Genomic DNA, 20293 nt, shown 5'->3' on the forward strand with positions numbered 1-20293 from the left:
TACTTTTAAGCAGCGTGACTTTTAGGAGACAGAAATGCTGACGGACAAAGTAACTTGTAATCTATCGAAGTCAGCTCATGAGCTTGCTGCATCCGCCCGTGCTTTGCTGGAAACTCTGCTTGTTGTTCCCACTTCCTGTATCCAGCAGCAGAAACTCCAAAATGCCGAGCTGCCGCCGCATATGAGCCATCAAAATAGTCATTCCTTACTTTCTCAACGATGTTCCCCATGCAACTCCTCACACAAAAGAAAACCAATAGTTTGCATTTAACAGTAACTGATAGTTTTTTGTCAAGTCGTTAAAATAACCTTTGGTTACGATGATCACGAGATAGATCGAAATGAATGGAAAATCAGAGTCTCAGCTGTTTTCGGAAAGACTAAACAAAGCCTGTGATCAAGCTGGTTTTCCAGTTCGCGGCAGAGCAAAAGAGATTCAAGAGAAGCTTGAAGAGAAAGTGTCTGTCGTTGCGATCAGGAAGTGGCTGAATGGTGAAGCAATCCCAGATACAAAGAGGATGCGAAACCTAGCCAAGATCGTAGGTACATCCGTAGATCATCTGATTACAGGCGAATCAGACAAAACTAAAGTCGAGCTTGCCGGGTCAGTGAATAAGGTGCCAGTTTTATCCTGGGTCCAAGCGGGTGTTTGGACCGAGAGTCCTAGCGCAGAAACGCTGGGAGATATCATTAATTGGCAAGAAACGACCGCGAAAGTCACTTCAAAAGCCTTTGCCCTTCGCGTTCGCGGCGATTCAATGACAAACCCACACGGTTATCCTTCAATTCCTGACGGATCTATCGTTATCGTCGAATCTTGCCCTGATCCTGAGAATGGAAAAATTGTTGTGGCAATGCTTTCTGACAGTGAAGAAGCCACTCTGAAGAAGCTTCAAAAGGATGGTCCGTTTAAACACCTCATTCCTTTAAACCCCAAATATGAACCAATTCCAATCAATGGAAACTGCCGAATTGTTGGGTACGTAAAGCAAGTCATCATGGATTTGTAATCAAGAACTTGCTCTAAAAAATCATGAACAAACACCTCTGAATCACCCAGCCGGGTGATTTTTTTTACCACAAAAAGAAACCAATAGTTATTGACAGGACAAAAATACACAATAAGATAACCAATAGTTTCCTTTTGGTATTCATAGAAACTGCCAGTTGTTGAAAGGACGAACTCAAATCTACCGTTTAAAGGAATGACCATGAAAGAACTGAATGAAATCGTCACAACCAAACTAACCGCCATGATTGACGACGGCTCCATCGAGAAGATGATCGAAGGACAGCTGGAATCGCTGATGCAGGACACCATCAAATCCGCGATGCGCAGCTATGGTGACTTCGGTAAATCACTCACCAAGAGCATCGAAGATTCCATCGGGATCTCTTTGCACGAAGTTTCGTTCCCCGAGTACAACCACTTCGTCGCCCAGCTGGTTCAGGAAAAATACGGCCAGGCACTCAACCAACACGCCGCCCCACTCCTCGAAAAGCTATTGAACGATGAGCTCAACCCAGTTCCGGCGGAACTGAATGCTCAGAAAATGCTGGATGAAGTAAAGAGCTGTTGGGAAGACGATGCACGGAGTGAAGGCCATGATGTTATTGAAATCGAATGGTCGGAACACAATACCGCGATCTACATGACGCTCAAACACCCTGAGCATGAAGACGACAACCTTCGCATCACTTTTTACAACCACGGTGAGACCGAAGGTCAATATCACATCGGTTACATCAACGAAGGTGAACAACGAATCAGCGGCAGCATCACCGGTGCCACACATGCCATGGGCTTAGCCGGCTACTTCTACAAGCTCTACTGCCGCCGCACCAAAATCTCCGGCCTGAAGGATGTTTTCGGAGACAACATCGATGTTATGGAATATTAAACAGAAAAACCCCGGCTCCATCACGCATAAGTTTCAAACCGTAACTGCAATCAGGAGAAAACCATGAGTTTAGAACAGTGGGAAATCAATGCTGGCCTTACACCAGAAGTAAAGAAAGATGTGTTTGAAAAAGTAAAAGCTATTTTCGCTGAAGTTCTCGGGCATACCGCTTCATATTTTGACATCAATTGCGAAATGGCTGACCTAGGCCTTGATGATGGTGTTTTCAATTTATCAGTAGAGATAAGAAACAAGCCTGAATACCTTGAACCAAACAATATCTTCTTCGACGTGCAGTGGTCTGAAGCAGAAGGATCCAAATTGATGTTAGGTGAAGATGGCGACATTGAATGGGAACTAACACCGGAAAACCTATGGTCACTGATGTATTGCCAAGCATATTGCAAACCCGAATGAACAGAAAAACCCCAGCTCGGGGACCAGACCGAACCGGGGTTTAACATTGCAATGAGCCTTCATTACAAAGGCTTAGCTGAGTATAGCTGACCACTATTCCACTCACAAGCCCATAGGGTGATTGCCAGCAGTCACCCCCCATCAACGAAACAGGAGATTCACATGAACCAGCAAATCAAAACGGCACAAGAGATCGAACAGTTTTGGCAGTCAGTTGAAACGAAAGCTAAGGCAATTCGTCTCCGGCTAAAAGCTGCTTATAGTCCGGACTCTTATATCCAAAACGAGCATCACTCGGCAGTTTATAGTTTGCAATCTCTACTTCAAGAGCAAGGCGAAGATCGTCGTAATTCATTGAACGACAATGAGAAATTGTCCAGCCATGCTTATTCACCAGATACAAGTAAACGGCCTCAAGACCATCAACCGGATAACCATGTTCCTTTGCAAGAACATCACCCAGGCATTCAGCCTGGTAATTAAGATGAGCCTGAACTAAATGCAAACTCAGGCGTACAGCATAGTGCTCTCGGGTATCACTCATAATAAGTCCTCTTGGATTGTGTGAAACCAATAGCTTATCAGGAAGTAACACGCTTGGGTTTTCTGCCTTCAGAACTGAGAGTCGTCAGACAATTTCAATGACTAAGCGTCATACCAATTACCAGAGAACAAGATGAACACCGATAAGAAAAAGGAGCAGAGCCGGAAACGGCAACAGGCGTTGCGGGATCGCCGAAAAGCACTGGGGCAAAAGACAATCACGTCTGTTCTGAGCAGCAAAGAATACGAAATGCTGACGGAGATTTGTGAGTTTTTCGCCCCACCCGACCAGCCGCTGACTGAAGACGAAGCCGTATCTTCGATGATCAACCGGTTCCACAGTTTTATCCCAGCGTTACGCATAACGCTCGGCAACTGCGAAAAGTGTAGTCGTGAACTACCCACCGGCTGCGATGGTTTCTTCAAAGGCGATACCCAATGCTGGCACACACTGAACCGGATGCAACTGCACCAACTCACCCGGCCTAAAAATTTTGTGAGGACGATAAAAGTAGAAACCTAACAGGGAGAAACGGAATGAATCCCACTGACTTTTTGAAGAAGAACATCATCGATCACCTGATGAAGCAAGGGATCAACCAAGCGAACGCGGAGTACTGCGCGCTTCAAGGCGTCAACTTCTATCAGAAGAAATCGGCGAACACCAAAGATGCATTCAAAGATGCTTGCAACCACGCAGGACTGATCGCCGAACAGCGTTGCTTTGGATTTAAGTACAAACCACCAGTATCCAAGTCGACGCGACGAAACAAACGACCACAAGAAGCTTTCGACTTTTAACCGAATTTACCTGACCAGTAAATTCCAGAATTCAGGAAAACATTGCAATGAGTAAGACACTACACCCAACATGGCTGACTTGCGAAAAGTGCGACAGCAGCCGAATTGAAGTGACCACCGAACGAGGCAACGACGAATGGCTGTACTCCGGTGATCCGGCCAAGTGCCTGGACTGTTCAGCCACCGGCATCATCGAAGCCGACGGTGATGCCGCCTGGTTCGAAGTTGATGAGGAGAACGACGATGTTTAACTACGCCTGCTACCCTACTGTCGAAATCTCGTATAAGGTAAATACCCCAAAATCAGTGACACCGTCACAGTTTAAATCTGAGGAAGAACAGGACCAGAGTCCTCAATCTTTAACAGCTGCAACTGAGCAGTCAACGCCTTTACTGATCAGCCATAAGGAAGTGTTGGAGATGTTCCACATCACCAGCAAGGCCACCATCTACAAGTGGCGCCAGAACCGCGGCTTCCCGGACCCGGTTACACTCATGCCCCTCCGCTGGCTGCGATCAGCAGTTGAAGAATGGAAGGAAAACGTTGGCGGGTTTGGGCGGTGATGGAAGGAAGCGGCCGGAAGGCCGCTTTCATCTGAGCTTTACCCAAAAAATGTTTTAGAACCTAACGTAAGTTGGATCAGTCTGAATGCAATCTGTCAGTTTCGTGCCCTCATGTGACTAGATCCGACAGGTTGCCCTAAATTGGTTCTGTCCAACACCGAGCTAGCTGTCATGGCTAGCTCGGTGTTTAGCGAAACACAGCAAAAGGTCAGCCGCTAACTGACCTTTTGTGTTTGTTGTTTATCCCAATTTAAAATGTCCTGCAGTGCATAGAACGGGTGTTATGGTAAATCGGGTCAAAACCGCCGAGTGTAACGCATCACCTTGATTGCTTTATGTTCGTTAGTTAATCCAATGTTTTAGGTCGATGCCAGGAAATGTTTTTCCTAAATTCGTCAACGCAATCACTTGACCAAAACTATTGAGATTAATTGAATCAAAACGTTGTTTTGTGTATATATCTAAAAGCGCACTCAGGCTAGGAGCTTGGGCTTTAACTGCTGCTTTGAAATCACCTGATGATTTTGCGAGATTTGGGTAATCATTCAAATACCGATCAAGCGGGTCATGGCCAAACATTGGATTATAATCCAACACTCCAACACCAGCTAAATACTGAATATTCGGTATTGATATGTTGCACTCTGTTCCAAAATTTTGGAGTACAGGACGCGAAAATTGTTCTAAATGTGAAAATGTTACATTAGGTATTTTTAAAGTCATTGATGAAATGAAGTGTTTAACACTCAAAAAGTGCAAATGACTTCTTGTCAGCTTAGGAGTTATTTCTATGGCGGCTTCAATAGTGATATCAAGTAAATCTGAATTTCCTTTATCTATTCGCGCAGCCACTAGGCTTGCTAACAAATTAAGATCTGACTTCCGCCCTTTCTTCGCCGCGCCTTGTACCGCTTCGTTTACCGATGCCTGTACATCAGGATGAGCAAGCTTCTCAGCATCAATTAGTTGCTTTTTCTTTTCTATTTCAAACTTTAGCTCTTCAGCTAGAGCCATAACGTTGCTAGTAACTTGCTCCATAGCTTTTTCTTGAAGCTTGGGGAAGTTTTCATGGATCAAGTCGAGACATAGCTGCTTAACATTCATATAGTCCATGCCATGAATATTTATATCACGCTTAGCTTGATATGAATTTGAATTGTCGCCTGTGCTCTGTTCCATATTACCAATCATATGTTTTAATCCTTGATATTTATATCACGCCCAGATTGATACCCTTTTGAATTATCCCCGAGCGTCTGACTCATTTTGTTTGAAACTCCCAAAAAGAACGTTGAACCAAATGCAATCAAAAATGATAAAAAGGCCACAACACCCTCAAAACTAAAATCATTCTTATATGAGTACCACCCTGATACAACTAAACCGACTAAAGTAACTATTTGAATAAACTTTTTCATAACTTCACTTGTTTACTTGTTGTAGAAAATAACATTATATTCAACGGTCTCAGATCGTATATCCTCCCCCCTATGCTACCAGACATTTACAGGTGAAGATTACAATTCGGTGCGTTAATTGCCCATTACGTTAAATGCATCAGATCATGCGCATTTTGCCCCTTCTAGCCCCTCAGCAGCCCGCAATGGCGATTTCGGATATCTGACCAAGGCGATACGTTACTAAAGCGGCCTGAAAGTCTGTGACGTTTTCTGAGCGATTTATGAGTCACCAAATGTGATCTTAACTTTTGTTTGAAATTGTGATCAAACCATGATTTATCGTAGTTTCAGTGAATTTGAAAGTGTAGTGGAAAGATGGATTTTGGTCAGCAAACTAGAGGGTTGCCATACTTGAGCTAATTCATGTTTTTCTAAATTAGTAAAGTCACTGACACGTTTATGTCCAATTGAGAGTTACGTTACCTGCATCTCCACAACAATCTCTCTTTTGATGACTAGACAAGGGGTAAACCACATCCCTTGTCTAATTTCTCAACAGAGATTGGAATACTCTTGTCCTTAGGCTGTAGATAACCATCAGCGATAGACCTCGTTAAACAACCTCTTAGAATACAACTCATACCCCTCCAACTGCTTTTCCAGCCAATCGTGCTTGTTGTACACAGCCAGAACGCCACCCAGCTCGTGCCCTAACATCTTCTCGACCACATGAGGCATTACACCAAGCTCTGAAGCGCCGGTTGAGAGTGATCGGCGGAAGTCATGGGTACGCCATGCTTCTAGCGGCAGGCTGGCGCGTACGCGGCGGATATAGCGGTTAGCGGCTGAAATGCTGATCGGGGTGTTAAGGTCTTGCCCTGGGAACAGCACGTCGTCGTAGGTTTCCATGACGCGCTCAAGGATGGATCGGACTTTGGTGGGGATAGGTCGGCGGATCGGCTTGTTGGTTTTGCTGAGCTCTTTGGGGACGGTCCAGATGCCGGCTTTCATATCGAAGTGGGAACGGCGGGCCAAGCGAAGCTCTGAGAGGCGGTTGCCCCACAGCATGGTGAGTTGATGAAGGGTCTTGTTGGCGGTGCTGGCGCGGCTGCGTTCAATGGCCTGCCAGATGAGAGCGAGTTCAGACCAGGTCGGCACCCGGTTACCGTTCTCCGGCCGGGCACCAACATTCTGCTTTTTGATGCGATCGACGTCGGTGCGTTCAATGATGAATTTGCTCTTACAGAAGTTCAGGCATGAGCGGAGCTGGGTGAAAATAGAGTTGGCGGTTTTGGGTTTCTCGGCGCTGATGGCGTCCAGCCACTGCATCCATTCACGGGCGGGGATGGTTTCGACGTTTCTGTCGGGGAAGGTACCAAGGAAGTAGTTTTTGGCGAAGGAATGATAGAGCGCCTGGGTGCCCTTCTTTAAGGTGGGGACATAGTGTTTCAGCCAGTAATTCACGCAGTCGTCGAAGGTGACGAAATCTTGTTCACCGGTTAAGGCAATTTCGGGATTTCGGCCGGATTCCCTCAATTCCATCATGATTTTATGCTTCCGCCTTGCCTCCTTCAGGGTAGTTGCGGGATACTTACCGATCTTGATTCTCAGGCTTTTGCCATTGAACCGGCAGCGATACTGGAAGGTGATATTTGCGGTGGGTGAAATGCGGGCAACCAGGCCTTCTCCGTCACTGATTTCAGACGGACCCTCGTAGGTGTCTTGCTTGGCAATGAGTTTTAGTTGCCGGTCTAAAATAGTCATATAAATCCTTGAAAAGTCCACGTATGGACGCCGTTGTCGGAAGACGATTTGGACACACAGCGCAAATTTTTGGACGCAGATTTGGACACAAATGCAAATCCCAAACGTTATTGCGCAGGAATTAACCACTGTGTAGGTGTACAGTATAGCATTTGAAAGTCATTGTTAGAACAAGCACTTAATATGAATACGATGACTTCTGGAAAACACTATGAATGATACAAATGAGCCAACCCTGTTTTGGCTGGACTACGAAACCTTCGGTGCCAGCCCTTCTCTTGATCGTCCGTGTCAGTTCGCCGGAGTGCGGACGGATATGGATCTCAACATCATCGGTGAGCCGCTGGTCATCTACTGTAAGCCGCCGGTCGATTACCTGCCGTCGCCTGAGGCGTGCTTAATTACCGGGATCACGCCGCAGGAAGCCCATGAAAAAGGCTTGCCGGAGCCGGAGTTTATTGCCCGCATACACGAAGAACTGTCGAAACCCAATACCTGTGTGATCGGCTACAACAACATTCGCTTCGATGATGAGGTAACGCGCTACACCCTGTACCGCAACTTCTTCGACCCGTATGCCTGGAGCTGGCAGAACGGCAACTCGCGCTGGGATCTACTGGACATTATGCGTACCTGCTATGCGCTGCGTCCGGAAGGGATCAACTGGCCGGAGAACGACGACGGCCTGCCGAGCTTCAAGCTGGAAGATCTGTCGGTCGCCAACGGGATTGAACACGCCAATGCGCACGATGCGATGGCCGATGTCCACGCCACCATTGAGCTGGCGAAGCTGCTGAAACAGAACCAACCCAAGCTGTTCAACTATCTGTTCAGTCTGCGCCATAAACGCAAGCTACAAGAGCTGATTGATATTGCCGAAATGACCCCGCTGGTGCATGTCTCGGGTATGTTCGGGGTAGAGTGCGGCAATACCAGCTGGATCGTACCGATGGCCTGGCACCCAGATAACAAGAATGCGGTGATCACGGTGAACCTGGCCAAAGATCCGACCCCGCTGATCGAGCTTGATGCCGATACCCTACGCGAGCGTCTCTATACCAAGCACAGCGATCTTGGACCGGATGAGCTCCCGGTGCCAATCAAGCTGGTTCACCTGAACAAGTGTCCTGTGCTGGCGCCGGCGAAAACCCTGAAAGCGGAAGATGCAGAGCGGATCGGCATTGATCGTGAGCAGTGCCTGAAGCACCTCCAACTGTTGAAATCGCACCCGGAAGTACGGGAAAAACTGCTGGCGATTTTCAGTGCCGATCGTGAATTTGAACCGTCGGAGAATGTCGACACCCACCTGTATAACGGCTTCTTCTCCACCGCCGATCGCTCTGCGATGAACATCATCCGTGAGACCTCACCTGAGGAGCTGACCAAGCTTGATCTGAAGGTGGATGACAAACGGATCAAGCCGCTCTTGTTCCGTTACCGGGCGAGAAATTTCCCGATGTCGCTGGACTACAAAGAGCAGCAACAGTGGAAGTTCCACTGCCAGGATTATTTCGAATCCAACCTGCCGGGCTATATGCAGAATCTGGAAGCAATCGCGCTGGAACATCAATCTGATGAGAAAAAGATGGCCATTCTCAAGGCTGTGTATGAATATGCGGAAAGCCTGGTCTAGATTTCCGGCACGCCGACACAAGGATTCAGATGCACTGAATCCTTCCTAACACCCGGTCATACAAGCAAAAATAGCCCAAGCCCTCCGGGAATATCAGCCGGGGGGCTTTTTATTCCGTCATTATCTCAATTCCGCAGATTGAACTTCAGGATGTTGCAGACAAAACTTAATACGTAGGTATTTGTTCAGCGAGCTCATTCCGCCTGGCCGTCTGAGTCTCAATCGATTGACTTTCTCACGCTCTCATAGACTCGCCCACCTGAATTACATGAGAACGGCTGAAGTCTAAGCTGTATCTATTGGAGTATAAGTGGCTGATATGACGACGAAAGCATTAACACGTTGCTACCGTTTTGAGCACGTAGATTTTGAGCCCGACTTACGGTTACTGGTTTGGAAAGATAGTACCGAAACCAAACTCACCCTGCATGAATCCCGCTTGCTTGAAACCTTGTGTTATTTTGCCGGCGAAGTGATCAGCGCTCAGTCGTTGTTTGATAAAACCTTTATCCAGCTCGATCCGTATGAAGATGAAAGTCACGGTCATTTTGACCTCAATACCTTGTTGCTGGCCCTATCGAAAAAACTGGAGCATAACGGCACCGTGGCGATTCCAATCGAAGTACTGCCCCATTTCGGATTTCGAGTGCCGATGCCGAACAAAACCTGCCGCCATATCCACACCTTTGATAAACAGCCCAGGCTGACTGATGAGGCCAAACCGGCTCCCAAACTGGAATCAGCTACCGAGCATATTGTGAAGTACAGTTTGATGCACAAAATCTCTGTCTTCTTGCTGGCTGCCGCTGGGGTTGCGATTGTGTTTTTCTCGAACTACTAAGTTGCCAATACGCGCTTTAAGTGTGGCCTGAGTCACAGAATTTTTGTATGATAATTGAGTCTTCCCACTCCGGTATTAAGGCTCATGGCTTATCTTCGTTCCTTTGCAATCATCCTGGTTTGCTTATTCGCCGGCAAAGCAATCCAGCACCTCACGCACCTGGCAATCCCCGGCAGCATCATTGGCATGCTCATCCTGTTTTTCATCCTCTCGACTGGCATCATTCCGTCCCACTGGGCCAAAGAAAGCTGCCACTTGATGATCCGCCACATGGCGCTGCTGTTTGTACCCGTTGCGGTTGGCCTGGTGAATTACCTTGATTTAATCGCTGAGAATACGCTTCCTATTCTGCTCAGTACCCTCGGCAGCAGCCTGATTGTCTTCCTTATTCTGGGCATTGCTGTTGATAAGAAGGAAAAACAATGATCTGGCTGGCGACAACCTTAATCGTTTTTTATTGTGCACGATTCCTTTCCAAGAAAATCCAACACCCGGTGATCAATCCGGTTCTAATCTGCCTGCTGGTCATCATTCCCTTACTGATATGGTTCCAGGTGCCTTACACCACGTATTTTGAACAGAACAAATGGCTCAATGCCCTGCTTGAACCTGCGGTTGTGGCGCTGGCCTTCCCGCTCTATGAACAATTAGGTCAAATTAAGCAGAAATGGAAAACCATCCTGTCGGCTTGTCTGGCAGGCAGTGTCCTATCGATGATTTTCGGCACATCAATTGCCCTGGCACTCGGGATGGACGGACAACTGGCTGCCAGTATCTTGCCGAAATCCGTCACCATACCGATCGCCATGGCCGTGTCTGATCAGCTCGGCGGCATGCCGTCGATTGCAGCAGTGATGGTGATTATCGCGGGGCTGTTTGGCGCAATCCTCGGCTATCCGCTGTTTAAGCTGCTGCGGATAGAATCCACCATGGCGCGAGGGCTGACCATCGGCACCGTTTCCCATGCGCTGGGGACCGCCAAGGCGGCGGAAGAAAATCATCAGGAAGGCGCGTTCGGCTCGCTCGCCCTGGTGATTTGCGGCGTGATGACCTCGCTGCTGGCACCGCTCGTTTACCCGCTGATCCTGAGCCTGTTCCATTAACGGGTGATAAATGAGACAACAGGGTGGCGTTGTGCAGGCAATCGAATACATGTTTAACTTATTGAAAAATATGAGTATAAAAATTCAAACCTGTGTGACACCACTCTCAATTATGTAATAAGTGAAACGAGCATAATCTATATGTGACATAGATCACTCTTATTTCATAAAGCCAGGTCTACAATGTTTCTCCATACACAAGACGGAGTGACAAACTCATGCATAGGAAAGTAATGGATGCTTTAAGCACATTACCGGCAGAACTGGCAACTGCGCTACAACCTGTTTTGGAACAACCAGACTTTGATGCAACCTTGAGTCCAGCAACGTTCCAACAACTGCTTGAACAAACCCAATTGTCAGACAGCGAACTTCGCGTCGCACTCCTCCCTATTGCCGCTGCTTATTCTGTTGCTCCTATTTCTAATTTCTTCGTCGGAGCAATTGTCCGGGGTCAATCCGGTCGTCTCTACTTCGGCGCCAACATGGAATTCCTTGGCACAGGCTTATCCCAAACGGTTCATGCCGAGCAATCTGCGATCAGCCACGCTTGGGTCAAAGGTGAAACCGGCATTACCGATATCACGATCAACTACAGCCCTTGTGGCCACTGCCGCCAGTTCATGAATGAACTGACGACCGCGCAGGAACTGATTATTCAACTCCCTGAGCGTGAAGCAAAAACATTACAAGAATATTTACCGGAGTCGTTCGGCCCGGCCGATCTGAACATTACTGAAGCGCTCATGACCCAGGTCAACCACGGGATGACAACCGAGGCAACCGAAGCCCTGATTAATGACGCCTGCCAGGCAGCCAACCGCTCTCACGCGCCTTACTCCCGAAGCTTCGGCGGCGTTGCGTTGAAAGCCAAAGACGGCCGCATTTTCACCGGTATGTATGCAGAAAATGCTGCATTCAACCCGAGCCTGCCGCCGCTGCAAGTCGCACTGATCAATATGAATATGGCCGGTTACCCGTTTGTAGAGATTGTTGAAGCCGCACTGGTCGAAAAATCGGACAGTGCCATCAGTTATCTGGCAGACACGCAAAATACTCTAGAAGCGTTGAATCCGGATATTCCGCTGAGCTACGTCGCTGCATAATCGCTGCCGGATAGTCACTATTCACATCAAAAAAACCGCCAACTGGCGGTTTTTCTTTACAAATTAGTTTCAACATCCCGCCACCGGGGTTATGATGCCGATAGATTTATTTACTATCGACTCATCATAATTTCATGTCACATCAACACAACCCGCTTCAGGGCGCCAGTTGGATGCTCGGCGCAGGGCTTGCCTTTGCAATGGTCAACAGCATGGCGCAGTATTTGAGTGTCATGCTGCAGTTGCCGTCCACGACTGTTGCGCTGATCCAGTATTTCATTGCCCTGGTGGCGATTTTTCCCTGGCTGCATAGCCTCGGGTTGCGCCGTGCATTACAGACCAAGCATTTTGGCATGCATTGCCTGCGCGTATTCCTGTCGGTCATCGGGATCCAGCTCTGGCTGTGGGCACTGGCTTATCCGGTGCCGATCTGGCAGGGGATCGCGCTGCTGATGACCTCACCGCTGTTTGCAACCGTCGGCTCCGGCTTGTTCCTGAAAGAAAACGTCGGCCCGGCACGCTGGGCTGCAACCCTGACCGGATTCTGCGGCGCCATGATTATCTTAGAGCCGTGGTCCGATGCATTTAACTGGGCTTCTTTACTGCCGGTCGGCGCGGCTTTTTTCTGGGCCTGTTACTCCCTGATGGTGAAACGGATGTCATCGCACGACTCCCCGACCACCATCGTGGTCTACCTGCTGCTGCTGATCACGCCGTTTAACCTGTTCCTGGCCGTCCCGGACTTCACCCTGCCCAGCGGCGGGCTGACCTGGCTCCTGTTGCTGGGCGCAGGCTTGCTGACGGCCCTGGCCCAATGGGCGATCGCGAAAGCCTATGCAGTCGCCGATGCCTCCTTTGTTCAGCCCTTTGACCACGCCAAACTGCCACTCAACGTCCTGGCCGGCTGGGTGGTCTTTGGCTGGGTACCGCCGGGTCGGCTGTGGCTAGGCGCAGCGATTATCATTCTGTCGGTGGCCTTTATCACCCAATGGGAAAACAAGCGCGCCGCCACAATCAAGCGCCAGCCGGCATAACGCAAGCCTTCCCTTCAATCCCCGCCCTGCGGGGATTTTTGTATCCGCGCTCCGAACAGCCGTTCGCCACACCAATCCCAGCTGCTGAAATCAAGTTCGGTATATACTTTTGATTCAACCCCGGCTTCCTTGTGCTGCTTACAGAGGACGATATGAAATTGCCCGGCTTCTTTTCCTGGTTGTTGGCGGCGTTGATCACCGCCTTGCTATCCCCGGCGCACGCCGAGACATTCATCACTATCGGGACCGGTGGCGTCACCGGTGTCTACTACCCTGCCGGCGGCGCGATTTGCCGCTTGATCAATATTCAACGCGAACAACATGGCATTCGCTGCGCCGTCGAAAGCACAGACGGTTCTATCTATAACCTCAACGCCATTCGGGAAAATGATTTAGAACTGGGGATCGCCCAATCCGACTGGCAGTACCATGCTTATCTCGGCACCAGTGCGTTTACTGACCAAGGCCCGTTCAAGTCCCTGCGGACTGTATTTTCTATCTATGCAGAGCCGTTTACCGTGGTGGCTCGCGCCGATGCCGGGATCAAGACGTTTGCCGACCTGAAAGGAAAGCGGGTGAATATCGGTAACCCGGGCTCCGGGCAGCGCGCTACAATGGAAGTACTGATGAAAGCCATGGGCTGGTCGAAGAAGAATTTTGCCAAGCTGACTGAGCTCAATGCCGCAGAGCAGTCCCGAGCGCTGTGTGAAAATAAAATCGATGCCATGGTGTTTACCGCCGGTCATCCAAACAATACCATCAAAGAAGCAACCACGGCATGTAATAGCGTGATCATTCCGGTAACCGGTCCGGTGGTAAACAAGCTGATCGAGGAAAATGAGTTTTACCAACCAGCCAGTATTCCGGGCGGGATGTACCGGGGAACCCCCGAAACAGTCAACACCTTCGGGATCCATGCCACCCTGGTCACCTCTGCCCGCATGAAGGACGAGGTGATTTACCAGGTCGTCAAATCCGTGTTTGAGCACTTCGACACATTCCGCAAGCTGCACCCGGCACTGACGAATCTGGATCCAAAGATGATGATGCACAACGGGCTGGCAGCCCCGTTGCACGACGGTGCCAAAAAATATTTCCAGGAAATTGAAAGCAACTAAATTGCCGCGACCTGGAGCCACAGCCTATGCCTTGACTGACGTGATTTCCTCCACTGACAGAACGGAGAAACCCCAGGCCGGAGCAATCCGACCTGGGGCTGATGACAAGCAGAACGGAGGTCGATTTTAGAAGCGGTAACGCAGACCTAATGCACCTTCCAGCTCCATATCGACATCTTCAACCACGTACAGGGTCGGGCCGATTTCACCGTAAAACTCGAATTTTTCCACCGGCACTTCAAAGCCGGCACCAGCGCGGACGCCGAGTTCGTTATCATGGTCATGCTTGTGGTCATGATCATCAACATATTGCGCACCGGCAAAGGTATAGAAACTATTCAGCTCCGGGTTATGAGTCAGGGTGCCGAGGTTGAACGTTTTATCGACCGCAACCCCGAAATCATCCACACCCACGGAGAAACGCAAGTCATTATGTTTCAGCTGTACCCCGCTCATCGGGCTACCGAAAAAGACACCGGCACTCTGAGCCGCATGTGCTGACATTGGCACGGACAGCGCCAGTGCCAGACCTAAAACTATTTTTTTCATGGAACAACTCTGCCATTGCTAATCCTGATAACAAGTTAACCTCAAACGAGCGCCCAACTCGAGCCCTCGCTGCCAAACATGACACAACTTTGACAATCTTTTTTCGCCTAAAGCCGACTTAACATCAACGAAATTCACCTTTAAATCATAATTTTAACAACCAATCCAAACCAAATCAGAACCGCAGCCAAACCAAAGAGTCAACTGCGTAGAAAACGAAAAGCAAACGTTTGCGCAATTCAGTGAATCCTGTATGATCCCCAGCAATATCAACACTTAGTGTAAGGAAACGTCATGTTAGGTTCAGCTACCCGTCCCGATGCCACCCGTGTCCTGTTACTTGGTTCCGGCGAGCTGGGGAAAGAAGTCGCCATTGAATGTCAGCGCTTAGGGCTGGAAGTGATTGCCGTGGATCGCTATGCCGATGCGCCGGCAATGCAAGTCGCACACCGCCACCATGTGATTGACATGCTGGACGGCGATGCGCTGAAGGCTGTCATTGCCAAGGAACAACCGCATTACGTGGTGCCGGAAATCGAGGCGATTGCAACCGATACTCTGGTTGCACTGGAAACCGAGGGCGTCAATGTCGTCCCGACTGCCAAGGCCACTCAACTGACAATGAACCGCGAAGGGATCCGTCGCCTGGCCGCTGAAACCCTGAATATCCCGACTTCCCCTTACGCATTTGCGGAAACCTACCCCGACTTTGTCCGGGCCATTGAGCACATCGGCACCCCGTGCGTGGTCAAGCCGATTATGAGCTCCTCAGGTAAGGGGCAAAGTGTGGTCAAAACCCAGGCCGATATCGAATCTGCCTGGCAGTATGCCCAGGAAGGCGGACGCGCCGGTGCCGGGCGGGTCATCGTTGAAGGCTTTGTCGACTTTGACTATGAGATCACCCTGCTGACCGTCAGCGCCGTAGATGGAATCCACTTCTGCGCTCCAATTGGCCATCGTCAGGAAGACGGGGACTATCGTGAGTCCTGGCAGCCGCAGCAGATGTCGGAAGCCGCACTGCAAGCCGCGCAGCAGGTCGCTGAAAAAGTCGTCACCGCCCTCGGCGGTTACGGCTTGTTTGGGGTCGAGCTCTTCGTGAAAGGGGACAAGGTCCTGTTTAGCGAAGTTTCCCCTCGCCCGCACGATACCGGCCTGGTCACGCTGATCTCACAGGATCTGTCCGAGTTTGCCCTCCACGTCCGTGCTTTCCTCGGGCTGCCCGTGCATAGCATCCAGCAATTTGGCCCGGCGGCATCGGCGGTGATCCTGCCTCAGGGCGTTTCTGATAATGTCCGCTTTGATAACCTGACCGCGGCCCTGGCGCGACCGCAAACTCAGCTGCGCCTGTTTGCCAAGCCGGAAATCAACGGCCGCCGTCGCCTGGGCGTCGCGCTCTGTCGACGTGATAGTATCGACAGCGCCATTTCTGCCGCCAAAGACACTGCGGCAGATGTCAAAGTCATTTTCGACTAAACCCTTCACAGGCGCCTGCATGGTGCCCTGAGACAACAAAAGGAGCCCTGGGGCTCCTTTTGTCATCGGAGGCACGCTCAGCAATGGATAGCATGCATCTCAATTAAACAGAATGTTTTACGGCAGTTCAATCAGCCAGACTTCTTCGGCAAAGCGAGACAGACCTCGTTGACGACGCGGATGGCTTTCGTCGGCCTCATCACGCTCAAGATGGGTGATCTGACAGCCACTGAACAGCTGCGCCACTTCTTCCCCGGTGACACAAAACGGCGGTCCGTCCATCTCAGCTTGCGGATAATCCAGCGTCACCAGCAGGATACGCCCGCCGGCTTTGACCATCGACAGCAGTTGCTCGACGTACATTTTGCGCATTGAAGGCGGCATCGCAATCAGCGCAGCCCGATCGTAAACCACATCCACCGGATCGATCTTGGTTGCGAAGAAATCCCCGCAATAGATGCTCACCTCATCAAACTCATACAAGGTCTGACCGTTACCCAGCGGGATCACCGTCGGCGTGTACAGATGCTCAGAGAAATACGCCCGCACCGCAATTTCACTCAACTCAACCCCAATCACCTGGGCATGTTTTTCCGCCAGCCAGGTCATATCCAGCGATTTACCGCACATCGGCACCAACACGGTGTCTGAGTACGAGGCGTTGAGGCGCGGCCAGTATTTGGTCAATACCGGGTTGGTATCGTTCAGGTGAAAGCCGATACGATTTTCCGCCCATCGGCTATGCCAAAATTCTGCATCCATTGTCTGTGACTCTCTTCTCTGACTTGACTTGCCGCCTATCTGACCATAGATCGCGCTGTATATCCAGTCTCTCAGACAAGCCGATGTTCTGAAAGCAAAAAAGGATGCCGAGGCATCCTTTTTTGCAGACCCGGCTCTGCAAACCAGAGCAAGGTAAAAATGTTCTTCAATTTTTCTTTATGAGAGTCATTGAACTCACGATATCAACCGGACCGTTATGAAATTCGGAACAGTTTAATCGAATCACGACGTACGGTGACACCGCGGAAAGTGACCGGCTCCAGCAACGTCATCAGTTGCTTCGACACGAAGAACTTGCCACCGTAGCTGCGATCACCGCCACGATTGACCCAGTCCGCAAATTCGTCTGCCAAGCTGAACATAGAGTTTCCAACAAGCAGAACTAGGACTTTGGCGACTTCACTGTCATTCTGTTTATTAAACTCAGCGTCACGAACTTTCTTACGGTATTCGTCGACAATTCTTTCTAGGCACTCAAATCTGCTCATATACACCACCACAAAAAAAGAGGAGCGGATACTACTGCTCAAACTCAGTGAAATCAACCCATGCAGGGTGATTTCTTGCGATAAAAGCCATTATTTTTTCATGCTTATAACAAGTTCGAGCATTCTTATCATATAAATCACGATTTAGATCATATTTCCCATCACAGTTAATAGCTATATTTTGAATATACCTTTGATGGCAGACAACAGATATCACGGTGGTGGCATCATGACTAAATCAAAACAAGCCGTTATCTTGTACGGCAGCCTAAATACCGAATTTAAAACTATTGAGGCGATGGTGAAGATCTACTGTCGTGATCACCATCACAGTCAAACGCCATGCACCCAATGTCAGGACTTTCTTCAGTATGCCTTCACCCGGCTGGATCGCTGCCCGTATGGTGAAGACAAACCCACCTGTCGCGTGTGCCCGATCCACTGCTACAAAGCTGATTACAAATTACGCTCGCAGCAAATCATGCGCTATGCCGGACCGAGAATGCTCCTCAGGCATCCGATTCTGGCAATTCGCCATCTGTTGGCCGAAAGACGCCCGATCCCGGAAAAGCCGGGAGCCGGCGTCTCCAATCGCCACAAGCGGAAACAGTTGAATTCGTCCAGGTAAATTCCCCGCCCCAATAGCTGAAAAACGTCAACGATTAATGGCGATAATAATCGACCACCTGCACTTTGGCTGGCTCATCTTTTCCGGCCAGGGTGAGGCTGAAGGTATTTTCATCCACCAGGGTGACCGTCGCCCCCTGCTTACCGGTCACACTCACCCCCTCGATTTTTTCGAAGCGGCGAGCATCGGTATAATGCATTTTCACGGTAATCGTTGCCTCTTGGCTCGCTGCGAGTTCAAACTTGCAGATCCCGGTCGGACAATACATCTCGATCTGCGTCTGCTCAATCACCTGAAAATGGTCCACATCCCGGGTTGGGGTCACGGCGACCTGCAGCGGCTCACTACAGCCGAATAATAAAATTCCTGTTAGCGCAAACACTGCCATTGCCTTAAATCTCATATTTTCTCCGAGCTAAATCATAATGTTTAACACTGTAGCACCCAGGATACTTTTCAACTTCGCGACATCTTTAGTCACTGATCCTGCCTACACTAAGCCTGTTTTACGAGACGCCCATTCAATATGACACATGAATAACAACAAGTTCATAGGAATCGTTTATGAACAATTACGAAACAACTTCAAGTTGGCACTTGTTACAACCGTATCATGTCTTCACCCCAAATCACCTCCGACGCAGCCACAAGCGAATCGGGTTCACCACAGTGATATTCGCCTTCATCATCACTTTGTTACCAGCTATCGCCAAGGCCGAGCCCGGTATGCAAAAGTGGCTCAAACCCCACAAACCCGAATCTGCCGAAGCTATCCACCAACAATTGCCCTACTACCCTTCCCGCGCCAGCACCGACCGGCCACTGAAGCCGGAAATGTTTGAAAATCCGGAAATCTGTCAAGGCTGCCACGGCGAGATTTACCAGCAGTGGCAACGCTCGGTAATGGCACATTCCTGGAAAGATCCCATTTATCGGGCCCTGTTCAAACGGGCCAGCAAAGCCACAGACGGACAAGTCGATAACTTCTGTATTGCCTGCCACAGCCCCATCGGTATGACTAGTATGAATGCCTCTGCCGCAACGTTAGAGGATCCCGACGATAACCTACCCGGCGTCAATTGCGAGGTCTGCCATAATATTCGCGGGATTAGCGGCAGTGATAACGGTGCGTATATTCTGGCGCCGAACCGGGACAAGCATATCAAGCTCGGACCGCGTCATGACGCTGACTCACCCTATCATCAAACAGAGTATTCCGATCTGCACACCAAATCCGAATTCTGCTCTGTCTGCCATAACGTCTCTCATCCGTTCAACAGCACGCCGATTGAACGCACCTACGACGAATGGCAAGAAAGTGCCTATAACGAACAGGGAATCCAATGCCAGGACTGCCATATGACGCCTGGTCCCGGCCAGAAAACTAACCCAGGAAAATCAGCCATTATGGGCAAAGAGCGCGAGCACATCTATTCGCATGAATTTTCAGGGGGGAACTCGACCCTGCATCAATATTTTGACGATCCCATTGGTGCCGAGCTGGCCCGTGAAATGCTGCGCTCCGCGGCAACCATGGAATTTATCGACCTGCCGGCGTCATTGGTTGCCGGGGAGCTCGCCACAATTCGGGTCAAAGTGTCAAACGTTGGCGCCGGGCACAAACTCCCGACCGGGTTCCCGGAAGGACGGGAAGTATGGGTTGATTTCGCGGTGAACAGCGGTGAACAAGCACCAATTTATCGCTCCGGAGCTGTAGTTGACGGGCATACTGAGCCGGGAACCCGAAACTTTAAAGTTACCCTGGGGGATAAAAACGGCGACGTGGTCGATCTCAACGTATGGGAAGTCGATCGGATCTTGTCGGATACCCGGATCCTGCCCCATGGATATGCTATTGTCGAATATACCTTCCTGGTTCCGGCAAGCATTCAAGGGCCCGTCACCCTCGACGCCAAGCTAAACTATTGGCCCTTCCCTCAGAAATTAGTCGATGAATTACTGGGCGAAGGTAAGCTCACGGTTGATATCGTGACGATGACAACAACCAGCACCGAGCTCAGGGTCAGCACCACGAAATCCGACACCTCACTGGCAAAGCGCTCAGCGGGAACTACAACCAGAAAACACTGAGGCCAATGTCAGAAATTGCATAGTCGCAGTAAGAAAACTAACGAGTTCGGCCAACG

At 49.7% G+C, this 20293-nt stretch carries 26 protein-coding genes; 18 read left to right on the forward strand and 8 right to left on the reverse strand.

All coding sequences use genetic code 11. The annotated features are described in order from the left end of the window. Positions 1-5 precede the first annotated feature (5 nt). Positions 6-230, reverse strand: coding sequence for a hypothetical protein (locus NNL38_RS08475; RefSeq protein WP_255387625.1), 225 nt, complete (start codon positions 228-230; stop codon positions 6-8). Positions 231-341: 111 nt separating this feature from the next. Between NNL38_RS08475 and NNL38_RS08480 the strand changes: the two genes are divergently transcribed. From NNL38_RS08480 to NNL38_RS08515, 8 genes are all read left to right on the forward strand, one after another. After that, positions 342-1010, forward strand: coding sequence for a helix-turn-helix domain-containing protein (locus NNL38_RS08480; RefSeq protein ID WP_255387626.1), 669 nt, complete (start codon positions 342-344; stop codon positions 1008-1010). 201 nt (positions 1011-1211) lie between these two features. Beyond that, on the forward strand, positions 1212-1901 hold the full coding sequence (locus NNL38_RS08485) for a hypothetical protein (RefSeq protein ID WP_255387627.1): 690 nt from the start codon (positions 1212-1214) through the stop codon (positions 1899-1901). Positions 1902-1964: 63 nt separating this feature from the next. Further along, complete coding sequence (locus NNL38_RS08490; RefSeq protein WP_255387628.1) at positions 1965-2318, forward strand: hypothetical protein; 354 nt, start codon at positions 1965-1967, stop codon at positions 2316-2318. Positions 2319-2480: 162 nt separating this feature from the next. Then, a complete protein-coding gene (locus tag NNL38_RS08495; protein WP_255387629.1) occupies positions 2481-2801 on the forward strand; it encodes a hypothetical protein in 321 nt (106 codons plus the stop codon). 193 nt (positions 2802-2994) lie between these two features. Then, positions 2995-3384: a hypothetical protein gene (locus tag NNL38_RS08500; protein ID WP_255387630.1), complete on the forward strand. Its 390-nt coding sequence runs from the start codon at positions 2995-2997 to the stop codon at positions 3382-3384. A gap of 14 nt (positions 3385-3398) precedes the next feature. Next, positions 3399-3662 (forward strand): hypothetical protein, encoded by a 264-nt coding sequence (locus NNL38_RS08505; protein ID WP_255387631.1) that lies wholly within the window; start codon positions 3399-3401, stop codon positions 3660-3662. 47 nt (positions 3663-3709) lie between these two features. Next, positions 3710-3913 (forward strand): hypothetical protein, encoded by a 204-nt coding sequence (locus tag NNL38_RS08510; RefSeq protein WP_255387632.1) that lies wholly within the window; start codon positions 3710-3712, stop codon positions 3911-3913. Next, complete coding sequence (locus NNL38_RS08515) at positions 3906-4226, forward strand: helix-turn-helix transcriptional regulator (RefSeq protein WP_255387633.1); 321 nt, start codon at positions 3906-3908, stop codon at positions 4224-4226. The genes NNL38_RS08510 and NNL38_RS08515 overlap by 8 nt, the downstream gene beginning before the upstream one ends. 342 nt (positions 4227-4568) lie before the next feature. Here the strand turns inward: NNL38_RS08515 and NNL38_RS08520 are convergent, their stop codons facing one another. From NNL38_RS08520 to NNL38_RS08530, 3 genes are all read right to left on the reverse strand, one after another. Further along, on the reverse strand, positions 4569-5417 hold the full coding sequence (locus NNL38_RS08520; RefSeq protein WP_255387634.1) for an LPO_1073/Vpar_1526 family protein: 849 nt from the start codon (positions 5415-5417) through the stop codon (positions 4569-4571). Positions 5418-5422: 5 nt separating this feature from the next. Then, positions 5423-5644 carry a hypothetical protein gene (locus NNL38_RS08525; protein WP_255387635.1) on the reverse strand — a complete coding sequence of 74 codons (222 nt, stop codon included), beginning with the start codon at positions 5642-5644 and terminating at the stop codon, positions 5423-5425. A 579-nt stretch (positions 5645-6223) separates the two neighbouring features. Beyond that, positions 6224-7390, reverse strand: a complete 1167-nt coding sequence (locus NNL38_RS08530; RefSeq protein WP_255387636.1) for a tyrosine-type recombinase/integrase — start codon at positions 7388-7390, stop codon at positions 6224-6226. Positions 7391-7601: 211 nt separating this feature from the next. Here NNL38_RS08530 and sbcB point away from each other — a divergent pair, with 211 nt between their 5' ends. The 7 genes from sbcB (at position 7602) to NNL38_RS08565 (ending at position 14225) form a co-directional block, all read left to right on the forward strand. After that, on the forward strand, positions 7602-9023 hold the full coding sequence (gene sbcB / locus NNL38_RS08535) for an exodeoxyribonuclease I (protein ID WP_255387637.1): 1422 nt from the start codon (positions 7602-7604) through the stop codon (positions 9021-9023). A 319-nt stretch (positions 9024-9342) separates the two neighbouring features. Next, complete coding sequence (locus NNL38_RS08540; RefSeq protein WP_255387638.1) at positions 9343-9864, forward strand: winged helix-turn-helix domain-containing protein; 522 nt, start codon at positions 9343-9345, stop codon at positions 9862-9864. An 84-nt stretch (positions 9865-9948) separates the two neighbouring features. Then, positions 9949-10290 carry a CidA/LrgA family protein gene (locus tag NNL38_RS08545; protein ID WP_255387639.1) on the forward strand — a complete coding sequence of 114 codons (342 nt, stop codon included), beginning with the start codon at positions 9949-9951 and terminating at the stop codon, positions 10288-10290. After that, the gene (locus NNL38_RS08550; RefSeq protein ID WP_255387640.1) at positions 10287-10967 is read left to right on the forward strand and encodes a CidB/LrgB family autolysis modulator; all 681 of its coding nucleotides are present in this window, start codon (positions 10287-10289) and stop codon (positions 10965-10967) included. Before NNL38_RS08545 ends, NNL38_RS08550 begins: the two co-directional genes overlap by 4 nt. 218 nt (positions 10968-11185) lie before the next feature. Then, on the forward strand, positions 11186-12073 hold the full coding sequence (gene cdd, locus NNL38_RS08555; protein ID WP_255387641.1) for a cytidine deaminase: 888 nt from the start codon (positions 11186-11188) through the stop codon (positions 12071-12073). 134 nt (positions 12074-12207) lie between these two features. After that, positions 12208-13107, forward strand: coding sequence for a DMT family transporter (locus tag NNL38_RS08560; RefSeq protein ID WP_255387642.1), 900 nt, complete (start codon positions 12208-12210; stop codon positions 13105-13107). A 152-nt stretch (positions 13108-13259) separates the two neighbouring features. Next, positions 13260-14225, forward strand: a complete 966-nt coding sequence (locus NNL38_RS08565) for a TAXI family TRAP transporter solute-binding subunit (protein WP_255387643.1) — start codon at positions 13260-13262, stop codon at positions 14223-14225. A gap of 126 nt (positions 14226-14351) precedes the next feature. On the opposite strand, the gene NNL38_RS08570 is transcribed toward NNL38_RS08565, so the two are convergent. Then, complete coding sequence (locus NNL38_RS08570; protein ID WP_255387644.1) at positions 14352-14774, reverse strand: hypothetical protein; 423 nt, start codon at positions 14772-14774, stop codon at positions 14352-14354. Between the two features lie 294 nt (positions 14775-15068). On the opposite strand from NNL38_RS08570, the gene purT reads away from it, so the two are divergent. Continuing rightward, positions 15069-16247, forward strand: a complete 1179-nt coding sequence (gene purT, locus NNL38_RS08575; RefSeq protein WP_255387645.1) for a formate-dependent phosphoribosylglycinamide formyltransferase — start codon at positions 15069-15071, stop codon at positions 16245-16247. A 117-nt stretch (positions 16248-16364) separates the two neighbouring features. Here purT and NNL38_RS08580 read toward each other — a convergent pair whose 3' ends face one another. Further along, positions 16365-17009 carry a thiopurine S-methyltransferase gene (locus NNL38_RS08580; protein WP_255387646.1) on the reverse strand — a complete coding sequence of 215 codons (645 nt, stop codon included), beginning with the start codon at positions 17007-17009 and terminating at the stop codon, positions 16365-16367. Between the two features lie 215 nt (positions 17010-17224). Continuing rightward, the gene (locus tag NNL38_RS08585) at positions 17225-17518 is read right to left on the reverse strand and encodes a hypothetical protein (RefSeq protein ID WP_007461536.1); all 294 of its coding nucleotides are present in this window, start codon (positions 17516-17518) and stop codon (positions 17225-17227) included. Between the two features lie 229 nt (positions 17519-17747). Here NNL38_RS08585 and NNL38_RS08590 point away from each other — a divergent pair, with 229 nt between their 5' ends. Then, entirely contained in the window at positions 17748-18146 is a 399-nt protein-coding gene (locus NNL38_RS08590; protein WP_255387647.1) for a nitrous oxide-stimulated promoter family protein, read from the forward strand. 34 nt (positions 18147-18180) lie between these two features. Here NNL38_RS08590 and NNL38_RS08595 read toward each other — a convergent pair whose 3' ends face one another. After that, entirely contained in the window at positions 18181-18549 is a 369-nt protein-coding gene (locus NNL38_RS08595) for a spore gernimation protein (protein WP_255387648.1), read from the reverse strand. 161 nt (positions 18550-18710) lie between these two features. On the opposite strand from NNL38_RS08595, the gene NNL38_RS08600 reads away from it, so the two are divergent. Next, positions 18711-20237 carry a multiheme c-type cytochrome gene (locus tag NNL38_RS08600; protein ID WP_255387649.1) on the forward strand — a complete coding sequence of 509 codons (1527 nt, stop codon included), beginning with the start codon at positions 18711-18713 and terminating at the stop codon, positions 20235-20237. Positions 20238-20293: the final 56 nt, after the last annotated feature.

The sequence above is a fragment of the Photobacterium atrarenae genome, from assembly GCF_024380015.1.
Lineage (GTDB): Bacteria > Pseudomonadota > Gammaproteobacteria > Enterobacterales > Vibrionaceae > Photobacterium > Photobacterium atrarenae.

What these genes read in the sequence shown, in the direction of transcription:
- NNL38_RS08475 (WP_255387625.1), bottom strand. Translation starts at nt 230, where the DNA reads ATGGGGAACATCGTTGAGAAAGTAAGGAATGACTATTTTGATGGCTCA.
- NNL38_RS08480 (WP_255387626.1), top strand. Translation starts at nt 342, where the DNA reads ATGAATGGAAAATCAGAGTCTCAGCTGTTTTCGGAAAGACTAAACAAA.
- NNL38_RS08485 (WP_255387627.1), top strand. Translation starts at nt 1,212, where the DNA reads ATGAAAGAACTGAATGAAATCGTCACAACCAAACTAACCGCCATGATT.
- NNL38_RS08490 (WP_255387628.1), top strand. Translation starts at nt 1,965, where the DNA reads ATGAGTTTAGAACAGTGGGAAATCAATGCTGGCCTTACACCAGAAGTA.
- NNL38_RS08495 (WP_255387629.1), top strand. Translation starts at nt 2,481, where the DNA reads ATGAACCAGCAAATCAAAACGGCACAAGAGATCGAACAGTTTTGGCAG.
- NNL38_RS08500 (WP_255387630.1), top strand. Translation starts at nt 2,995, where the DNA reads ATGAACACCGATAAGAAAAAGGAGCAGAGCCGGAAACGGCAACAGGCG.
- NNL38_RS08505 (WP_255387631.1), top strand. Translation starts at nt 3,399, where the DNA reads ATGAATCCCACTGACTTTTTGAAGAAGAACATCATCGATCACCTGATG.
- NNL38_RS08510 (WP_255387632.1), top strand. Translation starts at nt 3,710, where the DNA reads ATGAGTAAGACACTACACCCAACATGGCTGACTTGCGAAAAGTGCGAC.
- NNL38_RS08515 (WP_255387633.1), top strand. Translation starts at nt 3,906, where the DNA reads ATGTTTAACTACGCCTGCTACCCTACTGTCGAAATCTCGTATAAGGTA.
- NNL38_RS08520 (WP_255387634.1), bottom strand. Translation starts at nt 5,417, where the DNA reads ATGATTGGTAATATGGAACAGAGCACAGGCGACAATTCAAATTCATAT.
- NNL38_RS08525 (WP_255387635.1), bottom strand. Translation starts at nt 5,644, where the DNA reads ATGAAAAAGTTTATTCAAATAGTTACTTTAGTCGGTTTAGTTGTATCA.
- NNL38_RS08530 (WP_255387636.1), bottom strand. Translation starts at nt 7,390, where the DNA reads ATGACTATTTTAGACCGGCAACTAAAACTCATTGCCAAGCAAGACACC.
- sbcB (WP_255387637.1), top strand. Translation starts at nt 7,602, where the DNA reads ATGAATGATACAAATGAGCCAACCCTGTTTTGGCTGGACTACGAAACC.
- NNL38_RS08540 (WP_255387638.1), top strand. Translation starts at nt 9,343, where the DNA reads ATGACGACGAAAGCATTAACACGTTGCTACCGTTTTGAGCACGTAGAT.
- NNL38_RS08545 (WP_255387639.1), top strand. Translation starts at nt 9,949, where the DNA reads ATGGCTTATCTTCGTTCCTTTGCAATCATCCTGGTTTGCTTATTCGCC.
- NNL38_RS08550 (WP_255387640.1), top strand. Translation starts at nt 10,287, where the DNA reads ATGATCTGGCTGGCGACAACCTTAATCGTTTTTTATTGTGCACGATTC.
- cdd (WP_255387641.1), top strand. Translation starts at nt 11,186, where the DNA reads ATGCATAGGAAAGTAATGGATGCTTTAAGCACATTACCGGCAGAACTG.
- NNL38_RS08560 (WP_255387642.1), top strand. Translation starts at nt 12,208, where the DNA reads ATGTCACATCAACACAACCCGCTTCAGGGCGCCAGTTGGATGCTCGGC.
- NNL38_RS08565 (WP_255387643.1), top strand. Translation starts at nt 13,260, where the DNA reads ATGAAATTGCCCGGCTTCTTTTCCTGGTTGTTGGCGGCGTTGATCACC.
- NNL38_RS08570 (WP_255387644.1), bottom strand. Translation starts at nt 14,774, where the DNA reads ATGAAAAAAATAGTTTTAGGTCTGGCACTGGCGCTGTCCGTGCCAATG.
- purT (WP_255387645.1), top strand. Translation starts at nt 15,069, where the DNA reads ATGTTAGGTTCAGCTACCCGTCCCGATGCCACCCGTGTCCTGTTACTT.
- NNL38_RS08580 (WP_255387646.1), bottom strand. Translation starts at nt 17,009, where the DNA reads ATGGATGCAGAATTTTGGCATAGCCGATGGGCGGAAAATCGTATCGGC.
- NNL38_RS08585 (WP_007461536.1), bottom strand. Translation starts at nt 17,518, where the DNA reads ATGAGCAGATTTGAGTGCCTAGAAAGAATTGTCGACGAATACCGTAAG.
- NNL38_RS08590 (WP_255387647.1), top strand. Translation starts at nt 17,748, where the DNA reads ATGACTAAATCAAAACAAGCCGTTATCTTGTACGGCAGCCTAAATACC.
- NNL38_RS08595 (WP_255387648.1), bottom strand. Translation starts at nt 18,549, where the DNA reads ATGAGATTTAAGGCAATGGCAGTGTTTGCGCTAACAGGAATTTTATTA.
- NNL38_RS08600 (WP_255387649.1), top strand. Translation starts at nt 18,711, where the DNA reads ATGAACAATTACGAAACAACTTCAAGTTGGCACTTGTTACAACCGTAT.